Below are 16,910 nucleotides of genomic sequence, written 5' to 3'. Positions count from 1 at the left end.
GAGTGTTTTCTTAAAGACCGATGAAAGTATAAAGCACTTCGGTCGAATAAGTTTTAGTCGGAATTAAGACGCTTAAGCCACTTATTTTATATTGAATAGGGACATCTTGGTAACTTGCTGAGCCAGTAAAAAAAGTTGTAGGAGCTAGGGTGACATTTTGGTAGTTTTGGCCTCCATTTATACTAGCTGAGGCCAGCGTGATATTGACAATCCCTACCTTTTGAATTATAGCCGTACCTGTACCGTCACCAGAACGTCTAACAGATAATTTTAAATCATTATGCCAGTTAGCAATGGAAGTCATACTTACGTTAACACGCCAATTAAACAGAGGTACTATTCCTCCAAGCAAAGGGCTAGCGTCTATCTCACTTTGAGCAACATCGCTTTCAATACTATAACCAGTAGCATAGTCAGTGCCTGCTTCGGTCACTACACTAGCATCAATAATTGGAACCCAGTCATTTCCAGTTACTGTAATCTGAGCTTCTGTATTGAAAAATGCTACATTTAAGAAGGAAATTAGTAGGAATTTAACTTTCTTCATAGGTTTTCAATTATAGTAAAAGTGATACCTATATTTTCTGAATTGCTAGATTTTAATGAGGCCATATTGGTTACTTCTAGTTTATAATCAATTGCATGTCCAGCCTCAGAGCCAGTGCCTGTAAAGGATGAACCAATATTTGAAATTATGTCAACCTGGCCAGTCTCTGGAATTTCAATTTCTCCTGAACCAGTTCCTAATGCCCCACTTCCTGTGCTACTATTATATACCACTAAGTAGAATTTTGTGCCGGCGGGAATGGTTCCATAAGTTTTTTCGGCAGTTATTTTTCTAGTAGCAAGTAGTGGTAAAGCTGAAGTATAAATTATTCTTTTGGCCGTAGGTAGTACTTTGGATAAATTCATAGTACCAGCCTCACCAGGTAGGTCAAGGCTGAGGGTAACATCAGAATTATCTGGCTCTATTCGTATAAGGGCTATTTCAGGTAATGCAAATTGCCCTGAAAATTGACCTTGGGTAAATCCAATATTCTGATTTAACAGAAATAGGTATATAATTATTAACTTTTTCATATTTCTGAAAGCAATATTGTCCCTTCTTGGAATCGAATTTTCTTCTTTTTTTCAGCCAATTGAAATGTGTAGGCCGCATCTTCTCCAATTTTTACAGCTACGGTGGATGTATGATTTTTAATGCTAAAGTTTCGGCTTATCTGTTTTGAGATAATCCTTATCGCATATTCTTCTTCTTTGAGGCGAGCAAAATGAAAGTTACCTTTTGCGTCTGTTGTAGTAAGTTTTGAGAAATGGTCGTTATAAAGTTCAATGAGGACATTTTCTAGGTTTATTTTTTTTGTGCTGTTCTCGTCTTTAAGGACAATAGAACCAGATAATTGACCTGTTTTAATTGACTTCATCACTAGTCTTTTGGTAGTGTCTGGAAGTACCTCTACTATTAAAGGCCACTTGGTGTCAATGGTGTTACTTAAACCCATTGATGATTTATCTAGAGCTAGGTTATACAGCCCAGCTACTACATCATTTAATTTGAATTCACCATTTCTATCTGTAACTACTTTCTGACCATTAAAATTAAATACTACACCTTCTTTTCTATCTCCATGAATTTGTCCTATCAGACTTCCTAATCCTTTCTTTTTTGAGATTGGCGTATTTAGCCGAATTGTATATTTGGCTGATACTAGAAGGTTTTTATTAAAATTGAAGGCTGAGTTTAAACTGTAAATTCCCGTTATAGCTAGCGATTGATTTTTAAAGTTAAATTTTAGCCTTGCATTAAGTAAATCTCGACTAGTGTATAATTCTTCCAAATTGTAATTATTCCTATAATTTAATCGGAAGTTAATGTAGTTTCTAAAGTTATAGGACACATTACCACCATAATAAATATATTGACTTTCATTATTAGAGCTCGTTTGATACTTGGTAGTACTTAAATATTCAGCAAATCCTCCAATGGTCAAGGTGTTTTTTAAATTATAGTCAAGACTTAAGCTACCTCTGTACAGTGCGTCGTAAATTTTGCTGTCATCAGTGGTCAATAGTTGGTTTTGAGTCTCTCCTATGTCACCATCAAAACGCAGGTTTAAATTTTTAATATTGCTTTTATATCGTAGTCTTATTATCTGTTCTTTAAAGTGGTAAGACTTTAAATTTTGTCTGTCTTCTCGTTCTGTTATTATACCAAAGAGGTTTACGCTATTATTTTTATTAATGCTATAAGAAATTAAGGCAATGTTATTATCAGAATAGGGTGACGTAGTAAATAATATGCTATCTAAGCTAGGGTTGGTTTGATTAATAGACTTGGTGAAAGAGATTCCCAGTTTTTTTGAAAATTGGTAGTTTATGGCATTGGATGTTAAGTAACCGTCATTGTAAAAACCATAATATTTTTTTTCAGCTCTTATAAATGTAGAGCTAAGTACAAGTCTGTTCAGCCTTAAGTATCCTGAATTTTGGAAACCATAAGAAAGGTTACCCGCAGTTACAGAAATGCTACCTTCGGTATCTAATGTGAAGTTTTCCTTTACTATCTGGCTCTTAAGGTTATAAAAATCTGTATTTAAGTTTTCATTAAAGTATATGTGTTCTTTTCTTAAAAAGAGAGCACTCAGGTTGTAAGCAGGATTAAACTCTCTTTTTAACGCTAATCCATATTCTTTTTTAGTACTGGCGTAAAAGCGGGGTTCTAGATAAAAGGTTTTTAGTTCTGTTTTACCAAATTTTTGGGATACATTAATTCCTCTTCCAAATCTTGAATTCTCTGTTAGTAATGAGAGGTTAAAAGATTGGTCACCAAGTTGAATTTTGAATTTATCATTATTATAACTCACATAATATTGGTCTGTTAGTCCATAGCTCGTTAGCTTATAATTGTTAGGTCCTCGTGCAATGAATTCAAGTCGATGCTTTCGTTTTTGGTCTAGAAATCCGTTTCCATTTATATCATAAGACATTTGACCAAATTTCTTAGACGAGGTGGAAAACTGATTATAAAGAATACTCGCTGTTATGGGGAATCTTAAAAAAGGGTCATTCCTTTTGTTGGTATTTATAAGGTAAGGAACACTAAAGGATGAGGTCTTTGGAATTGGATTTTGACCTAGATAAGCACTTAGGTCAAAGGATAGGTATTTAAGGCCATTTGTAGAAACGGGCAAAGTATTGGAAACTAAAACAGTTTTGCTTTCACCTACGCCCAATTTGAAATTTCTCTCTCCTTGGATATCACCGCTTCGGCTTTTTAGCCATATTGTTTCCTGAGTGTTACCATTGTTTTTTAAGACGTAAGATATACCTTTCTTTATAGCTGCATCTACGTATTCAGGTTTGTTTACAGTGAAGATTTCAACATTTGAATATTTCAACAGTTTTAAGGATGCCTTAGTACTAGCTATAATTGTGCTTTTGTCTAATAAATAAATGCCAAATTCGTAAATAGCACTCTCGGCAGTATCATCATTTTGTAGAGCAAAAAAGAATTGATTATCAACACCTTCGGTCAAAGATGTTGGGTTTGATTTAGTGATAATTTTAAAACCAGGCGGAACATCAATTTTTATAGAAACATTATTATAGTCTTTTGCAACATCCGTGATTTTTACGAAAAACACCTTTTTAGTAAAATTTTCTATTTCTGCAATTTTATTGTTTCCATTTAATACATGGATCTTTTGTCCCAATACTGGAACATTCAAAAGAAATAGGAGTAATATTTTAAGTTGTGTTTTCAATTAGAATTATAGTTCTAAATCAAGATTGACGCCAATAGCTTCGTCTTCAAATTCTGCGAATAATACCGCCTTGTAATTCCCCTTAGGTAAACTGTTCAGATCTATGCTTACCGTTTGGCAATTTCTTGGGTAAACATTTCTAGGTGAAATATTGACCTTTTTTGCTTCATTTCCATTTTCATCAAAAACCTGCAACTCCATTTTTGGGAAAACTAAAAAGTCTCCATCGTTGCTCAAAGTAACCTTTACTACTCTATTCTGATTTTCATCTTTCCCAAGTTTTATATTAGTGAATTTTAATCCATTTGAGTTACTAATTCCCACGTTTCCAATAATTTGAATGGCGTACCTTATTTTAGAGCCAATCTCAAGCCCAGGTGTTTTTTTATCAATGGCAATAGGCTCTTCCACTTCCACCATGATTAGTGACCACAATGAGCCGGCCTGTACATTTTTTTTAGAAACGTCTATTTCATAAATGATTTCATATTCTTGATGAGCATCCAGAGTAATGTCTCTATTATCCACTTTTATGTAAGGGTATAGCGAACCAAAGTTTTCACCTGGTTCTGTATAATTAACAGTTCCAGTACACTCTATTGATAAATCATTAAAATAGATTTTAACACGCTGTACTTTATTACCAGTATTAGCTATGATAATAGAGCCTTTTTGTATGCCCGTACTATTAATATAATGTAAATGTGTAAGACCATTTTTTATAATTACCGCTGCTTCACTGTATGTAAGTGTTAGAAGTAGAAATGCAGCTATTAGGAAAAGTTGTTTTTTCATAAGACTATTAGGAAAAAATAAACCTTCTTTCTTTGTAGCTACTTAGAAAGAAGGCTCAATTGGAATAATTAAAGAATAGTATCGTCAGATAATGTATAAGTTACTACAACGGTTTCCGTTCCATATCTCAAAGCAGCGTAGGTACTACCCGTTTTTTGAGTAGCAGTGTAAGTAAGTTGATGTCCTTTGTCTACACCATCATCTGTATATGCTGAGCCAATTCCCGTAATCAAGTTTTGGTCTAGTAGAGAAAGCGTGACACCACCACTTACAGGCGTTCCTAAAGTTCCATCTCCAGTGTTACATGCTCCAGCTGTTACCTTAAGATCTGCTGGAAAAGTAGCAAGAGCGGCAGATGCTTTTACTGTTACTTTTCGGGAAGTGGTTAAAAAGCTACCCACATTTTCCAAATCTGCAACTTCGCCTACAATAGAAGAATAATTTAACCATACCTCATCATTACTGATACTGCTAAAGTCCAAGGCGTCTCCGGCAGAGGTGGGAGAGCTAGGAGAAAGAGAAATATCCGTGCTTACATTTCTTTCTAAACTTAGAAGGGCTACTTCTGGAATTACAAAACCCACGTTATGACTCGCTATATCTGAGTCTGCCTGGGCAAATGCTTTTTGGCTAACAGTGCCAAGGAGCATTATAGATAGTGCTGATAATAGTGTCTTTTTCATTTTTATATTTTTTTAGATTCGAAATATAGACTACTAAATCAGGTACAATTTATATGCCCAATCAGCTTTCAATTGGGGGATTTGAAGAATTTCGTATTTTCATAAGTACTTTATTTACAGGGTATTGTGTACGTATATTAGTAAAGGTTCGTCTACGGAAAGTGCTAGATGATAGACAGAATTCAGGTACTAATGAGTGTTTTCGCTATACAAACGTGGTATATTTATTGTATATACGAAGGTTTAATTGGTTTTATGCCAAAATATCATGAATATACCTTCTTAACCCTACCCACTTCACCAGTTTCTAGCAATACTTTTATACCATGTGTGTGTTTAGGGGCTTTTGTTAGAAGTCTTTCTACAAAACCAGTTGTGAGTTCGCCGGTTCTTTGATGGTGTTTTTGAACTATATCTACTTCGCTTCCAACAGTTATATTGCTTCTTATTTGACCTTCCATTAGTTTTTTGTTGAGGTAGGAGTACCTACTTTGATAAGTTTAAACTCGTTTATTTACTCAAAAGTAATAATCTTAAAACACCCAGTGCCATGGTTTTTATTAAAAATAAGGGTCTGGATTTAGAAAATTATGTAGCTCTATGATAAATGACTTAGTAAGACTAATTCTAATTTATAAATCAAAATGGCTTTGCAAACCTGTTGCAAAGTTTTTTAATTTACTTTTACTGCATAAATGAGGCTAACCACTTTCATATTGTCTATTTCGGTGCTTTTAATGGCTATTATGCCATGCGGAGACGACTTTCTACTATCTGTAAAAGGTAATGTGGAAGGAGCTAGGCTAGTGGACAGAACACATCAACATCAGGATGGTGAAGAAGATGATTGTAGTCCTTTTTGTCTTTGTCAATGCTGCGGCTCTTCATTTGCCTTTGATTTAAGTTTGGTGCCCCATAAGCTTTGGGAGTTTACCACGTATTCTTATAGCTTTCATTATTCTTTTAATTACACCGGCGATTTCTCTGTTGGTGTTTGGCATCCGCCGACCCAGTCCTAAAGTATCATGGGCTCACTACGCCCAAACATTTCTTTTTAGGATTTTTATAATTAATCACATTTATGTTCGATAAGATAATTGCTTATTCGGTTCAGAATAAGTTTGTAATAGGGCTGTTTATGCTTGCCCTGAGTGTTTGGGGTGTTTACTCCATTCGCCAAATCCCCATTGATGCCGTACCAGACATCACTAATAATCAGGTGATGATTATTACCACTTCGCCTACTTTGGCTACACAAGAGGTGGAACAGTTTATAACCACACCTATAGAGCTGTCGCTCCAAAATCTTCAAAACACAGAAGAAATTCGGTCAATCTCAAGATTCGGATTATCTGTTATTACCGTGGTTTTTGAAGAAGATTATGACATCTATTTGGCCAGACAGTTAGTAGGGGAGAGTATAAAAGAGGCTCAGCAAAACATTCCAGAAAGTCTTGGTACACCAGAATTAGCACCTATTTCTACTGGTTTAGGAGAAATATATCAATATGTGGTCATACCTGAACCTGGTTTTGAAGAGAAGTATTCGCTATCAGAGTTACGTAGTATTCAAGATTGGATAGTGAAAAGGCAACTTTCAGGTATTCCTGGTGTGGCGGAGATAAACTCGGCCGGAGGTTTTTTGAAACAGTATGAAGTAGCCGTAAACCCTAACCTTTTAAAGGCCATGGGCATTAATATTTCTGATGTTTTTAAAGCTTTAGAAAGCAGTAATGAAAACACAGGAGGAGGTTATATTGAGAAAAATCAAAGTACTTATTATATCCGTACTAATGGTGTCGCAGGCTCTTTGGACGATATAGCCAACATAGTGCTGTCTGAAAAGAATCACATACCCATTTTGATAAAAGATGTAGCCAAAGTTCAGTTTGGCAAAGCACTTAGGTATGGTGCTATGGTAAGAGATGGCGAAGAAGTGGTGGGAGGAAAAGTGATGATGTTTAAAGGGGCAAATGCTGCCGAAGTAACAGAACTTGTCAAAGAGCGTGTACTTCAAATTCAAAAGTCGCTGCCTGAAGGAGTAATCATAGAACCTTATTTGGTTAGGGATAAATTGGTGAGTACCGCCATCGGAACTGTAGAGAAAAACCTGATTGAAGGTGGTTTGATAGTCATCTTTATCTTGGTCATTTTATTAGGAAACTGGCGAGCTGGGCTTATTGTAGCGTCTGTTATTCCTTTTGCCATGCTTTTCGCTATTTCCATGATGAATTTGCTGGGCATCTCTGCCAATTTGATGAGTTTAGGAGCCATTGATTTTGGTTTGATAGTAGATGGGGCGGTTATTATTGTGGAGTCCATTGTCCATCGTTTGCACGTTGGTTTTGGGAATAAGCGACTCACCCAAGCTCAGATGGATAGTGAGGTAATATCTTCTTCTCAGAAAATAAGAAGCTCAGCCGCCTTTGGCGAAATCATTATTCTAATGGTTTACATACCTATTTTGGCTTTAGTGGGTATAGAGGGTAAAATGTTTAAACCTATGGCACAGGCCGTCATGCTGGCCATTACAGGAGCATTAATACTTTCACTAACCTATGTGCCTATGATGTCGGCACTTTTTCTGAGTAAACAAGTAAGTACCAAAAGAACACTGGCAGATAGAATTATAGATTTCTTTCAAAAGCTATATGCTCCAATTTTAGATTTAGCATTACGTTTCAAAACGCTCTTCGTTGGCTTCACTGTAGTCTTGTTTTTAGGAAGTTTGTTTATGTTCTCTAGAATGGGTGGAGAGTTTATTCCAACATTAGAAGAAGGTGATTTAGCTCTTCAACAAATTTTACCACCAGGTAGCTCATTGACACAGAGCGTTGAAACCGCTAAAATTATTCAGTCAAAATTATTGACGGAATTCCCAGAAATAGAAGATGTGGTGCTGACCATTGGCTCTTCAGAAATACCCACGGACCCAATGCCCGTGGAAGTGGGAGATTATACGCTTGTGATGAAACCAAAATCGGAATGGACGTCGGCTAGTAGTAGGAAAGAAATGTTTGAGAAAATTGACGCTTCATTGATGGATATTCCGGGTGTAGCCTACGAGTATTCACAGCCTATTCAGCTTCGTTTTAATGAACTCATGACTGGTACCAAGGCCGATATTGCGATAAAACTCTTTGGAGATGACCTGGATGTGCTTTACAGCAATGCCAAGGAAGCAGAAAAACTTATTACGAATTTAGAAGGAGTAGGAACAGTCAATGTGGAACAAACGGTGGGTATGCCGCAAATAATTATAGATTATGATTATGCTAAAATGGCACAGTATGGTCTCACTATTAAAAACGTAAATCAGGTTATTAGGACTGCTTTTGCAGGAGAAAAGGCAGGTGTGATATATGAAGGCGAAAAAAGGTTTGACTTAGTGTTAAGGTTTGACCAAGAAAACAGAACGGGTATAGAAGACGTTTTGAATCTCTTTATCACACTAGATAATGGAAATCAAATACCGTTAAGTGCTGTAGCGGGTATCTCGTTGAAAGATTCACCGATGCAAATTTCCAGAGAAAACACGAATAGAAGAATTGTGATTGGCGTAAATGTAGGTGACACCGATGTAGAAACACTAGTTGGCAGGATTCAAAGCAGTTTAGATGCCAATTTGAAATTGCCGTCAGGCTATTATTTTACTTATGGAGGGCAGTTTGAAAACCTAAAAGAGGCTAATGCCAGACTTGCGGTAGCTTTGCCTTTGGCTCTAGCCATGATTTTTGTTCTCTTGTATTTTACGTTTGGTTCCATGGCTCAGGCGGGGTTGATTTTTACGGCTATTCCCCTGTCGGCTATTGGTGGCGTATGGGCCTTGCAGTTAAGAGGTTTGCCTTTTAGTATTTCTGCAGGCATTGGCTTTATTGCTCTTTTTGGTGTGGCGGTACTTAACGGAATAGTGCTGTTAGGTTACTTTAATCAGCTTAAAAAAGAAGGTATGACCAACGTTTTAGACAGAATCATAGAAGGTACTAAAGTAAGGCTAAGACCAGTTTTGATGACTGCTGCGGTTGCGTCTTTTGGTTTTTTGCCTATGGCAATTTCTACTTCTGGCGGTGCTGAAGTGCAGCGTCCTTTAGCCACGGTGGTTATTGGTGGCTTAATTACGGCAACTTTCTTAACCCTGATTATTTTGCCAATTCTCTACTTCTGGTTAGAGAAATGGAATGATAAAAAACTAAAGGTTTCACCTTCAAAATTGACAATGGTTCTTGTTTTGTTTTTGGGTACTTCTTTGGCCAGTATGGCTCAAAAAAGAGAAGTAGACTTAGAAGCAGCTATCAATATGGTTATTCAAAATCATCCAGAAATACGAGCGGCAAATTTGGCCATAGAGCAGGGTAAGTCTTTGCAGCATTTGAAGTATAATCCTGGTAATACAGATTTTAACTTTCAGGCAGATGCCATCAATGAAAAGGCTTTTGGTCAGCAAGTGAATCAGTTGGTGCTGAAGCAAAACTTTCAGAACCCAAGTGTATTTAAAGCAAATAATAAACTGTACGATGAACTGGCCGCTCAAGACGTTTTGAATAAAGAGCTCACCCTAGCTTCTTTAAAAAGAAATGTGCGTGTGCTTTTTTACCAAATTCAGTTTAAAAAGAACCTGCTTGGTCTTTATGACAACCAAATAAGAATTTATGAAGCCTATCAAAAAGTAGCTAATGCAAGGTTAGAGGCTGGTGCATCAAATCCTATGGAGTCTTTAAATTTAAAGGCAAAAAGTGCAGAGTATACTTTACTTCAAAATCAGACAGTGTTAGAAATTGAAAATTTGGAAAAGGCCTTACAGCTTCAGTTAAACAGCGAAGAATCAATAAGGACTATTACAGAGAATGAGGTTTTGACATACAGCACTTTTGACTTAGAAAGTATTCCAAGACTTCAAATTAGGAAACAGGAAGCTTTGATAGTGGAAACGCAAACCGACTTGTTAAAGTCAAGTTTGAAACCTGATTTTCATGTAGGTTATGCGGTACAAAACTATTTTCAGGGCGGATGGCTGAGTGGGGCACAGGCAGGAATTAGTTTGCCAATTTTTAACTCGGCTACCAAGAAGAAAATTGAAGCGAATAAGATAGCTGTCAAACGTGCCGAACAGCATGTCTCAAGTGAAACTCTCAAATTACAAATAGAAATAAATGCTGCTCAGCGAGCTATTCAAGTGTACGAAAAGGGAAGGGCTTTCTATAAAGAACAGTTAGAAACGCTCAATCCAGAAATGATTAGGGTGACCCAATTAAACTATGAAGCTGGCGAGCTTCCATATTTAGAACTTTTGAATACGCTGCAAGTTTCTGCAAACACCCAAAAGGCTTACTTAGAGCAAATTTGGGCTTTAAATCAGGCGGTTGCCAATTATCAATACCTTACAAATCAATAAGAAAATGACGAACTATATAAAATATTTATTGCTGGCTAGTGGTGCTATTTTGACTGCTTGCAGCACAGAAAAAAAAGAGACAGAAACGGAAGGTTTAAACACCGAACTTGAAAAAGTTTCGGAGCCTGTGCAGCATGGTATTGCCTTAACCGCCATTCAGATGAAAACCATCGGTTTGGAAACTGGCGGACTTACTAGTATGAAAGTAAACGGTTTTGTGAAAGCATCGGGTATGCTTGGTTTACCGCCAAATGCTTATTCGTCTGTTACGGCGAAAGCGGCTGGAATTATCAAAGGGAATAATAAATACGTGGAGGGAAATTACCTAAAGAAAGGGGTGGTGATAGCTTATATAGAGAATCCAGATTTTATTATCAAACAGCAGGAATACCTAGAAGCTAAGGCTCAGCTAAAACTTAAAGAGCAGGAAAAAGAAAGGCAGCAGTCTCTCTTTGATGCCGCAGCAGGTGTCACTAAAACCTTAGAAAATGCTGAAGCCGAAAGAGCTGTTTTAGAAGCTAAGTTTATGAGTTTAGGGAAACAGCTATCCTATTTGGGTATTCCTGTAGAAAAACTCACGCCAAGTAGCATCAGTCAAAGAATACCACTGATAGCTCCAATGAGTGGCTATATCACTAAGATTAACATGCATAATGGCATGTATGCCGATGCCACAGCTTCATTAATGGAAATAGTGGCAGACGACCACCTTCATCTTGAATTAGACGTTTTTGAAAAGGATATAGCTTCTATAAAAGTAGGGCAGGAGATAAGCTATTATGTACCTGCCATAGGAAATAAGAAGTATGAAGGTGAGGTGAGCGTGATAGGAAAAGAGTTTGACCAAGAAACTAAAACCGTGCGTGTTCATGGCCATTTACATGGAGATAAGCCGCCATTTTTAAAAGACCTTTTTATCAATGCTAAAATCTGGCTAAATGATATGACGGTAGAAGTGCTACCAGAAGAAGCGGTTTTAAAAGAAGGTAATGAGTCTTTTATTTATCTGGTAGCATCCAGAAATGAGGAAGGCAAGGCCGAGTTTAAAAGGTTCTCTGTGGTTCCCGGTGCTGTAAATGAAGGAAGTATAGCGGTGAGTTTTATAGAACCACTGCCAGAAAATGCCGAGATAGTTACTAAGGGAGCTTACTATGTGCTAGCTCAGTCTAAAGCTGGTGAAATAGGGGATGAGCATTAGCGGAACTGGTACGAAATAACTAGGCAAAGAAAAGAGACCGTCGATGTGGCGGTCTCTTTCTTTTAAATGCTATTTCAGGAATAAGTTTTAATTCACCTTAGGAACTAGAACACCGTCCGCCACAAAAGTCAGGGCTATTTCTGGTTCTGTAATAGCCATAATCTCAGCCTTAGTTTTGCCTGCATCAGCAGCGTAATGTCTTAGCTCAGAAACCGAAGTTTCTGTAACTTCTGGCTTACCTTTAAACACCACTTTAGTGCCTGCTAGGTTTTTTGGTACAAAGAACCCGTAGTCTTTAAAAGTCACACGCATGGTTTCTCCATTTTCTAGATTTACGGTCATCCAGCAGCCTTTCGCTTGACAAACTGCGTTTACTTCACCTTCCACTTCTAAGTTGGCTGTATTTGACAAGTCAAGCTTTTTTAAGGCCACAGCTTCCGTAGGCGATGTTTTAACAAATGCCTCTCCGTATGTTTTAAAGTCCTGAGCGAAAACGCTCAATGAACTACAAAATGCTATTACTAGTACTAATTTTCTCATATCTATTTAATTTTTACGCCCTTTTAGAACGCATTGCTTTTTTCTTTATTACTGAATCATTGTTTACAAAATCTTGGTATTTTTTTGAGCCTTTTTCAAAGAGGGCAATTTTACCTTCTTCATTGCTATGAAGTCCCCATCCATACCTTTTGGTCAATGGCGAAGCCCGAAAACAAGGCTGACCTTTTGAAAAGAAAACCAGTTTTTGCTCTTCTTGTTCGCCTTTGGGTATTTCTTTTCTTAAGGCATGAATGGCGTAAAAAACTTGGTCAGAGGTATATTTATACGGGTTATCATAAACCATGTCAAACTGTAAACTAGCTACAGATTTCTTATTTCCCTTTAAAGGAGGAATCTCAGAAGTATCCGTAGGGCAGTCCTCTGCTATTTCTATGAATGTGTTATAATAGTTTGTTGAATGTATCATTTAAAAACTTCTATCCAGCCTTTGCATAATTCGCCATTTGGCAGTTTCAATTCATAAAAATAGGTGCCCGTTGCTACGTCTGCTCCCCAAGAATTGTCATAGCTGGCATTTTCATAATCTAATTTACCCCATCTATTATAAACATTCAAACTTGCATTAGGAATTGCAATCACAAATGTATCATTTTTACCATCTCCATTTGGGGAAATAGCATTAGGAATCAAGTCTGCATTTTCAGGAATATTGAGTTCTTTTTGAATCTGTAATGCACAGCCAATTTCATTGGTGGCCTTTAATTTTATCATATAAGTGCCGGCATTTGCAAAAGTATATGCTACTGGAGCGAATGCATTTAAGCTATCTTCATTATCCAAGTTCCAAACAAAATTACTTGCTTGAGGTGATTTATTATCGAAAATTAAATCAAAGCTTTGGTCGCAATGGTAATCTAAAAGATAATCAAAATCAGGAGCGAAGCTTTGGTCAACTTTTAATGTCACGGCATTAGTCAACTCACAGCCATCTGGATAAAAAGCTTTGACTGTATAAGTGCTGCTTTCATTTGGCTGAACTAAAATAACGCTGTCTCTTATTTCTCCTATGTCTGGGTGACTCCAAGTAAAATGGTCTGCAAATCCCTTTGCCCATATTTTGGTTTCTTTACCAGTACAAACTTCTAAATCAGGAGCTACCTGAAAATCACTTTTGTCTTCTACTATTAAATCCACCGTTTTACGCACGGTACATTGCTCATTTGTAATTTCTACTTCAAACGTTGTAGTCTCAGAAACAGTGGCAATGGGTGAGGCGGAATTACTGTTTTCTAGAAACTCACTGGGCGACCATGAATAGCTTTCACCACCACTGGCAAATATCTGGTTGATTGAGAGTGGACATACGGTGGTATCTGCACTAATTCCTGTTTCATAATAAATCACTTTAATTTCACGAATAAGAGAATCGGAAGTAGCACAGCTGACTCTGTTAAATGCTTCTAGTTTGATTTCATAAACACCCCCTTCTTCAAAAACGTGTTTCTCATTTTCAATTCGAGAGAGCACCTCACCATTAATAGACCATTGATAGGTCAAGGCTCCTTTACTATTATTGCGGAGGTCAATTTCTGTTCCTGCACAAACTACATCAGGATTAATATTAGTACCATCCACTATGTCAAAAACGGCAGCTAAGTCGTCTATATCAAACTTAAATGCTGCCATGTTGCAATTGGAATTATTGTGATTTTTTTCAAATCCATTATCGGTCGGAAAACCGACGAATCCTTCATTTCTAGTTCTACAAACGCAGGCAGAGTGATAAATTACACCATTTTTGTCAAACCTGCAGGTTCCGCCATCTAGGTGGTCACCTCTTTCATCAAAAGGGTTTTCAGGTCCATCAGAGCCAAAGTACGTAGCATATAGCAAAGACTTAGCATTTGCTTCAAAAATGGCAAAGTAGTAATTGCTGCCAGTGGTTTCTTTTCGATATGCTCTGGAACTAACAGGTAAGCCAAAAGTAGTACTCTCTTGATTATAGCCATTATTTGAATTGACTACACCTCCCCAACCAGCCAAATACATGTTTCCACAGTCATTGACTAGGAAAGCTGTTGGCACTAAATCAACATTTCCTATTCCCCTTCCCGAACCAAAAACGGTAGAGAAGCGAGTTTTGGATAAAGAAGGATTTAAACTATGAATGAATTGACCACTTTCTGGATTTCTGTAAACTGTACCTTCAATAGGATATGCTCCTTCGGTTAAGCCAAAAATATAAACATTGCCCTCATTGTCTAGATCAAGAAGATTGCCCACCTCTTCTTCTTCCGTGCCTAAATAGGTCAACTCTGTGAGTGCTTTGTTTTTATAAAGAGCCACAAAAGCATCTGCCTTACCACTTAAGTCAGAGTTGAGAGCATTGGGTGTTCCTCCCAAATCTTCACTAAGAGTAGTACCTAAAACGTACACCTCTTTTTCTTTATTTACCCTTATGGCATAGGCAGCATCGTAGGCACTTCCACCTATATAGGTACTCCATTTTAAATCAGAAACCTCTCTGTTTAGCTGAAAAACGACTCCATCATGTAATGAAGACAAACTTGTTTGTGAAAAAGCCATAGGGAAATCTGCGGAAGTAGTTATAGAAGCTACATAAATATCGTCAGCCTCATCCACATAAACTTCTCCCCGAAACTCGTCGCCATAATTTCTTATTGACAATTCCCTGTTATCATGTATGCCATCATTTGAGCTTCCGCCCATATAGGTACTGCCTACCATTTTAGAACCGTCGGAACTTAAAACGGAGACAAAAAGGTCTGTACCATAAATAAAGCCAATTCCTGTAGTTATGGGGCTGCCATTGAGGCCTGTTCCGCCTTTAAACTCTTTTTGCACGGCATCTGGTGAAACCGGAAAGTCAGGGGAGGAGGTAGTTCCAAAAATCACGAGTTCTCCTTTAGAATTACATATCAAACTGTGGGGTACCTCAGACTGTTCTCCACCAAAAAAAGTGGAATACAGTAATTCGGAGCCGTCAGAGCTGTATTTCATAATGACCATATCTGTAGAACGAATCACGCCAATAGCACTGGTAGCACCCCCTAAAACTGGCTGAATGGCATTGTCCGTTACAGCGAAGTTAGCTCCAAAAACGGTTCCACCAGCGTATAGATTTCCTTCGTCATCAAAAGTTGCAGTATGACTCCAGTTGTCAGCAAAAGAACCGCTGTAGGTAGAAAAGACTAGTTCTGGGTCAATAATCAAGTCCTTCGTTTTGTCATACTCACCAAGGTCAAAGGAAATTTCAGTTTGGTTTAAAACAAACTTTGCGTCTACGGCTACTCTGGTGTTTGCTTTTTCTTGAAATGTAAAAGGTTGAAATTCTTTGAATGCATTGACGCTAGTTTTTAATTTCAATTCTCCGTTCTCAATACTTATGTCGTTTTGCCCTGAATATTCCATGTTAATATCATCAGGGTTGCCATTGGGATGAACTACATATTCGTATTTCAAAGCTGTTCCAATTCCATAAAGTCTAAAATCAATGTTTGGGTAAATATTTCTTAGCCACACTTCATTAAACGCTTGGGCATTTGAAACCCATTTTGAAGGGGCATTTCCGTAATAATAATTGAACTTTTGAGAAACGGGATTTGTAACCTCAGCTCGAGCTGACTTATTGGTATTGTTTAAAACTAGAGAAACTCGCTGAACCTCTATTTTTTCAATAGCTTTTTTTAGGTTGTGGGTATTGGTACCTGCAAAGTGCATGGAGGCAAGCTGCTCAGTATTGTAGAATATGTATTCTAAGCCGCTGTTTTTGACAAAAAGAAAGCCACCGGGTATGCTTGCTTTAAATAATATGTCGGAGTGCCATTGACCCTTATTTTCAATAAAGATATATTGACCGGAAGGTTTATTAGAATAAGAGGCAAAGGAGAAAATAAAGAGAATACAGAATAAAAGGGTAGTTTTTAAATTAATTAACCTTATAATCATTGACCGCCAAAATTTCATCACAAAACCCGTACTCTCTGTCATCATTTGAGGAAATAATAACCAATTTAGTTGGTTCTAGTTTAGAAACCATAGTTAAATACCATTGAATACCTTGTTCGTCAAGATTAGTAGTAGGCTCATCCAAAAAAATGGCATCAGATTCAGAACAAAAAGCTAATCCGAGCTTTAATCGCTGTTTCATGCCTGAAGAGAATTGCTTAATAAGCTTGTGGGCTTCTTTTTCCATGTAGATTAAGCCAAGAAAGTCTTCTTTGCTCAATCCACTTTTGAAAGGTTTGAACTTGATATGAAAGTCTATTGCTTCAGAAAGTGTGTATTCTTCTATTAATTCAATGTAAGGGGCAGTGATGTAAACATGCCTATAAACAGTGTCTTCTGCGATAACTTCACCATTTATTTGGTAATGAATCTTACCTAAATTAGAAGGGACAAGTCCTGATGTAACCTGTAGTAAGGTAGATTTGCCAGAACCGTTAAAGCCGGTTACGGCATACTTTTTACCACCTTTAAAAGTAAAGCTCAGGTTCTTGAAAATCCATTCATTGCTAAACTTCTTTCCAATATTTTCAAGCTTGATATCCACTGCT

The 16,910-nt window shown here is 37.2% G+C and carries 13 protein-coding genes; 3 read left to right on the top strand and 10 right to left on the bottom strand.

The features are described from left to right. Nucleotides 1-10: 10 nt before the first annotated feature. The 6 genes from AC0L6O_RS14340 to AC0L6O_RS14315 form a co-directional block, all read right to left on the bottom strand. Nucleotides 11-547, bottom strand: a complete 537-nt coding sequence (locus AC0L6O_RS14340; RefSeq protein ID WP_473303299.1) for a hypothetical protein — start codon at nt 545-547, stop codon at nt 11-13. Next, nucleotides 544-1,080 (bottom strand): hypothetical protein, encoded by a 537-nt coding sequence (locus tag AC0L6O_RS14335; protein WP_473303297.1) that lies wholly within the window; start codon nt 1,078-1,080, stop codon nt 544-546. Before AC0L6O_RS14335 ends, AC0L6O_RS14340 begins: the two co-directional genes overlap by 4 nt. Then, nucleotides 1,077-3,764, bottom strand: a complete 2,688-nt coding sequence (locus AC0L6O_RS14330) for a TonB-dependent receptor (RefSeq protein ID WP_473303296.1) — start codon at nt 3,762-3,764, stop codon at nt 1,077-1,079. The genes AC0L6O_RS14335 and AC0L6O_RS14330 overlap by 4 nt, the downstream gene beginning before the upstream one ends. Nucleotides 3,765-3,770: 6 nt before the next feature. Next, on the bottom strand, nt 3,771-4,559 hold the full coding sequence (locus tag AC0L6O_RS14325) for a hypothetical protein (RefSeq protein WP_473303294.1): 789 nt from the start codon (nt 4,557-4,559) through the stop codon (nt 3,771-3,773). A 68-nt stretch (nt 4,560-4,627) separates the two neighbouring features. Continuing rightward, the gene (locus AC0L6O_RS14320; protein WP_473303293.1) at nt 4,628-5,242 is read right to left on the bottom strand and encodes a hypothetical protein; all 615 of its coding nucleotides are present in this window, start codon (nt 5,240-5,242) and stop codon (nt 4,628-4,630) included. A 266-nt stretch (nt 5,243-5,508) separates the two neighbouring features. Then, entirely contained in the window at nt 5,509-5,703 is a 195-nt protein-coding gene (locus AC0L6O_RS14315; protein WP_473303291.1) for a YwbE family protein, read from the bottom strand. Between the two features lie 234 nt (nt 5,704-5,937). Here AC0L6O_RS14315 and AC0L6O_RS14310 point away from each other — a divergent pair, with 234 nt between their 5' ends. The 3 genes from AC0L6O_RS14310 (at nt 5,938) to AC0L6O_RS14300 (ending at nt 11,832) form a co-directional block, all read left to right on the top strand. Further along, nucleotides 5,938-6,261 carry a DUF6660 family protein gene (locus AC0L6O_RS14310; protein WP_473303289.1) on the top strand — a complete coding sequence of 108 codons (324 nt, stop codon included), beginning with the start codon at nt 5,938-5,940 and terminating at the stop codon, nt 6,259-6,261. A gap of 62 nt (nt 6,262-6,323) precedes the next feature. Then, nucleotides 6,324-10,634, top strand: coding sequence for a CusA/CzcA family heavy metal efflux RND transporter (locus AC0L6O_RS14305; RefSeq protein ID WP_473303287.1), 4,311 nt, complete (start codon nt 6,324-6,326; stop codon nt 10,632-10,634). A 4-nt stretch (nt 10,635-10,638) separates the two neighbouring features. Beyond that, nucleotides 10,639-11,832: an efflux RND transporter periplasmic adaptor subunit gene (locus AC0L6O_RS14300; RefSeq protein WP_473303286.1), complete on the top strand. Its 1,194-nt coding sequence runs from the start codon at nt 10,639-10,641 to the stop codon at nt 11,830-11,832. Nucleotides 11,833-11,919: 87 nt separating this feature from the next. Here AC0L6O_RS14300 and AC0L6O_RS14295 read toward each other — a convergent pair whose 3' ends face one another. Genes AC0L6O_RS14295 through AC0L6O_RS14280 form a run of 4 tightly spaced genes read right to left on the bottom strand, consistent with a single transcriptional unit; the run spans nt 11,920 to nt 16,906 of the window. Continuing rightward, the gene (locus AC0L6O_RS14295; protein WP_473303284.1) at nt 11,920-12,372 is read right to left on the bottom strand and encodes a DUF4920 domain-containing protein; all 453 of its coding nucleotides are present in this window, start codon (nt 12,370-12,372) and stop codon (nt 11,920-11,922) included. 13 nt (nt 12,373-12,385) lie between these two features. Continuing rightward, on the bottom strand, nt 12,386-12,799 hold the full coding sequence (locus AC0L6O_RS14290; RefSeq protein ID WP_473303283.1) for a DUF6157 family protein: 414 nt from the start codon (nt 12,797-12,799) through the stop codon (nt 12,386-12,388). Continuing rightward, entirely contained in the window at nt 12,796-16,302 is a 3,507-nt protein-coding gene (locus AC0L6O_RS14285; protein ID WP_473303282.1) for a gliding motility-associated C-terminal domain-containing protein, read from the bottom strand. Before AC0L6O_RS14285 ends, AC0L6O_RS14290 begins: the two co-directional genes overlap by 4 nt. After that, nucleotides 16,283-16,906: an ABC transporter ATP-binding protein gene (locus AC0L6O_RS14280; RefSeq protein WP_473303281.1), complete on the bottom strand. Its 624-nt coding sequence runs from the start codon at nt 16,904-16,906 to the stop codon at nt 16,283-16,285. Before AC0L6O_RS14280 ends, AC0L6O_RS14285 begins: the two co-directional genes overlap by 20 nt. Nucleotides 16,907-16,910 lie beyond the last annotated feature (4 nt).

This window comes from Arcticibacterium sp. GJ41-1, assembly GCF_055808875.1.
The sequence above is the reverse complement of the archived record's forward strand: the minus strand, read 5'-3'. Positions and strand labels throughout refer to the sequence as shown.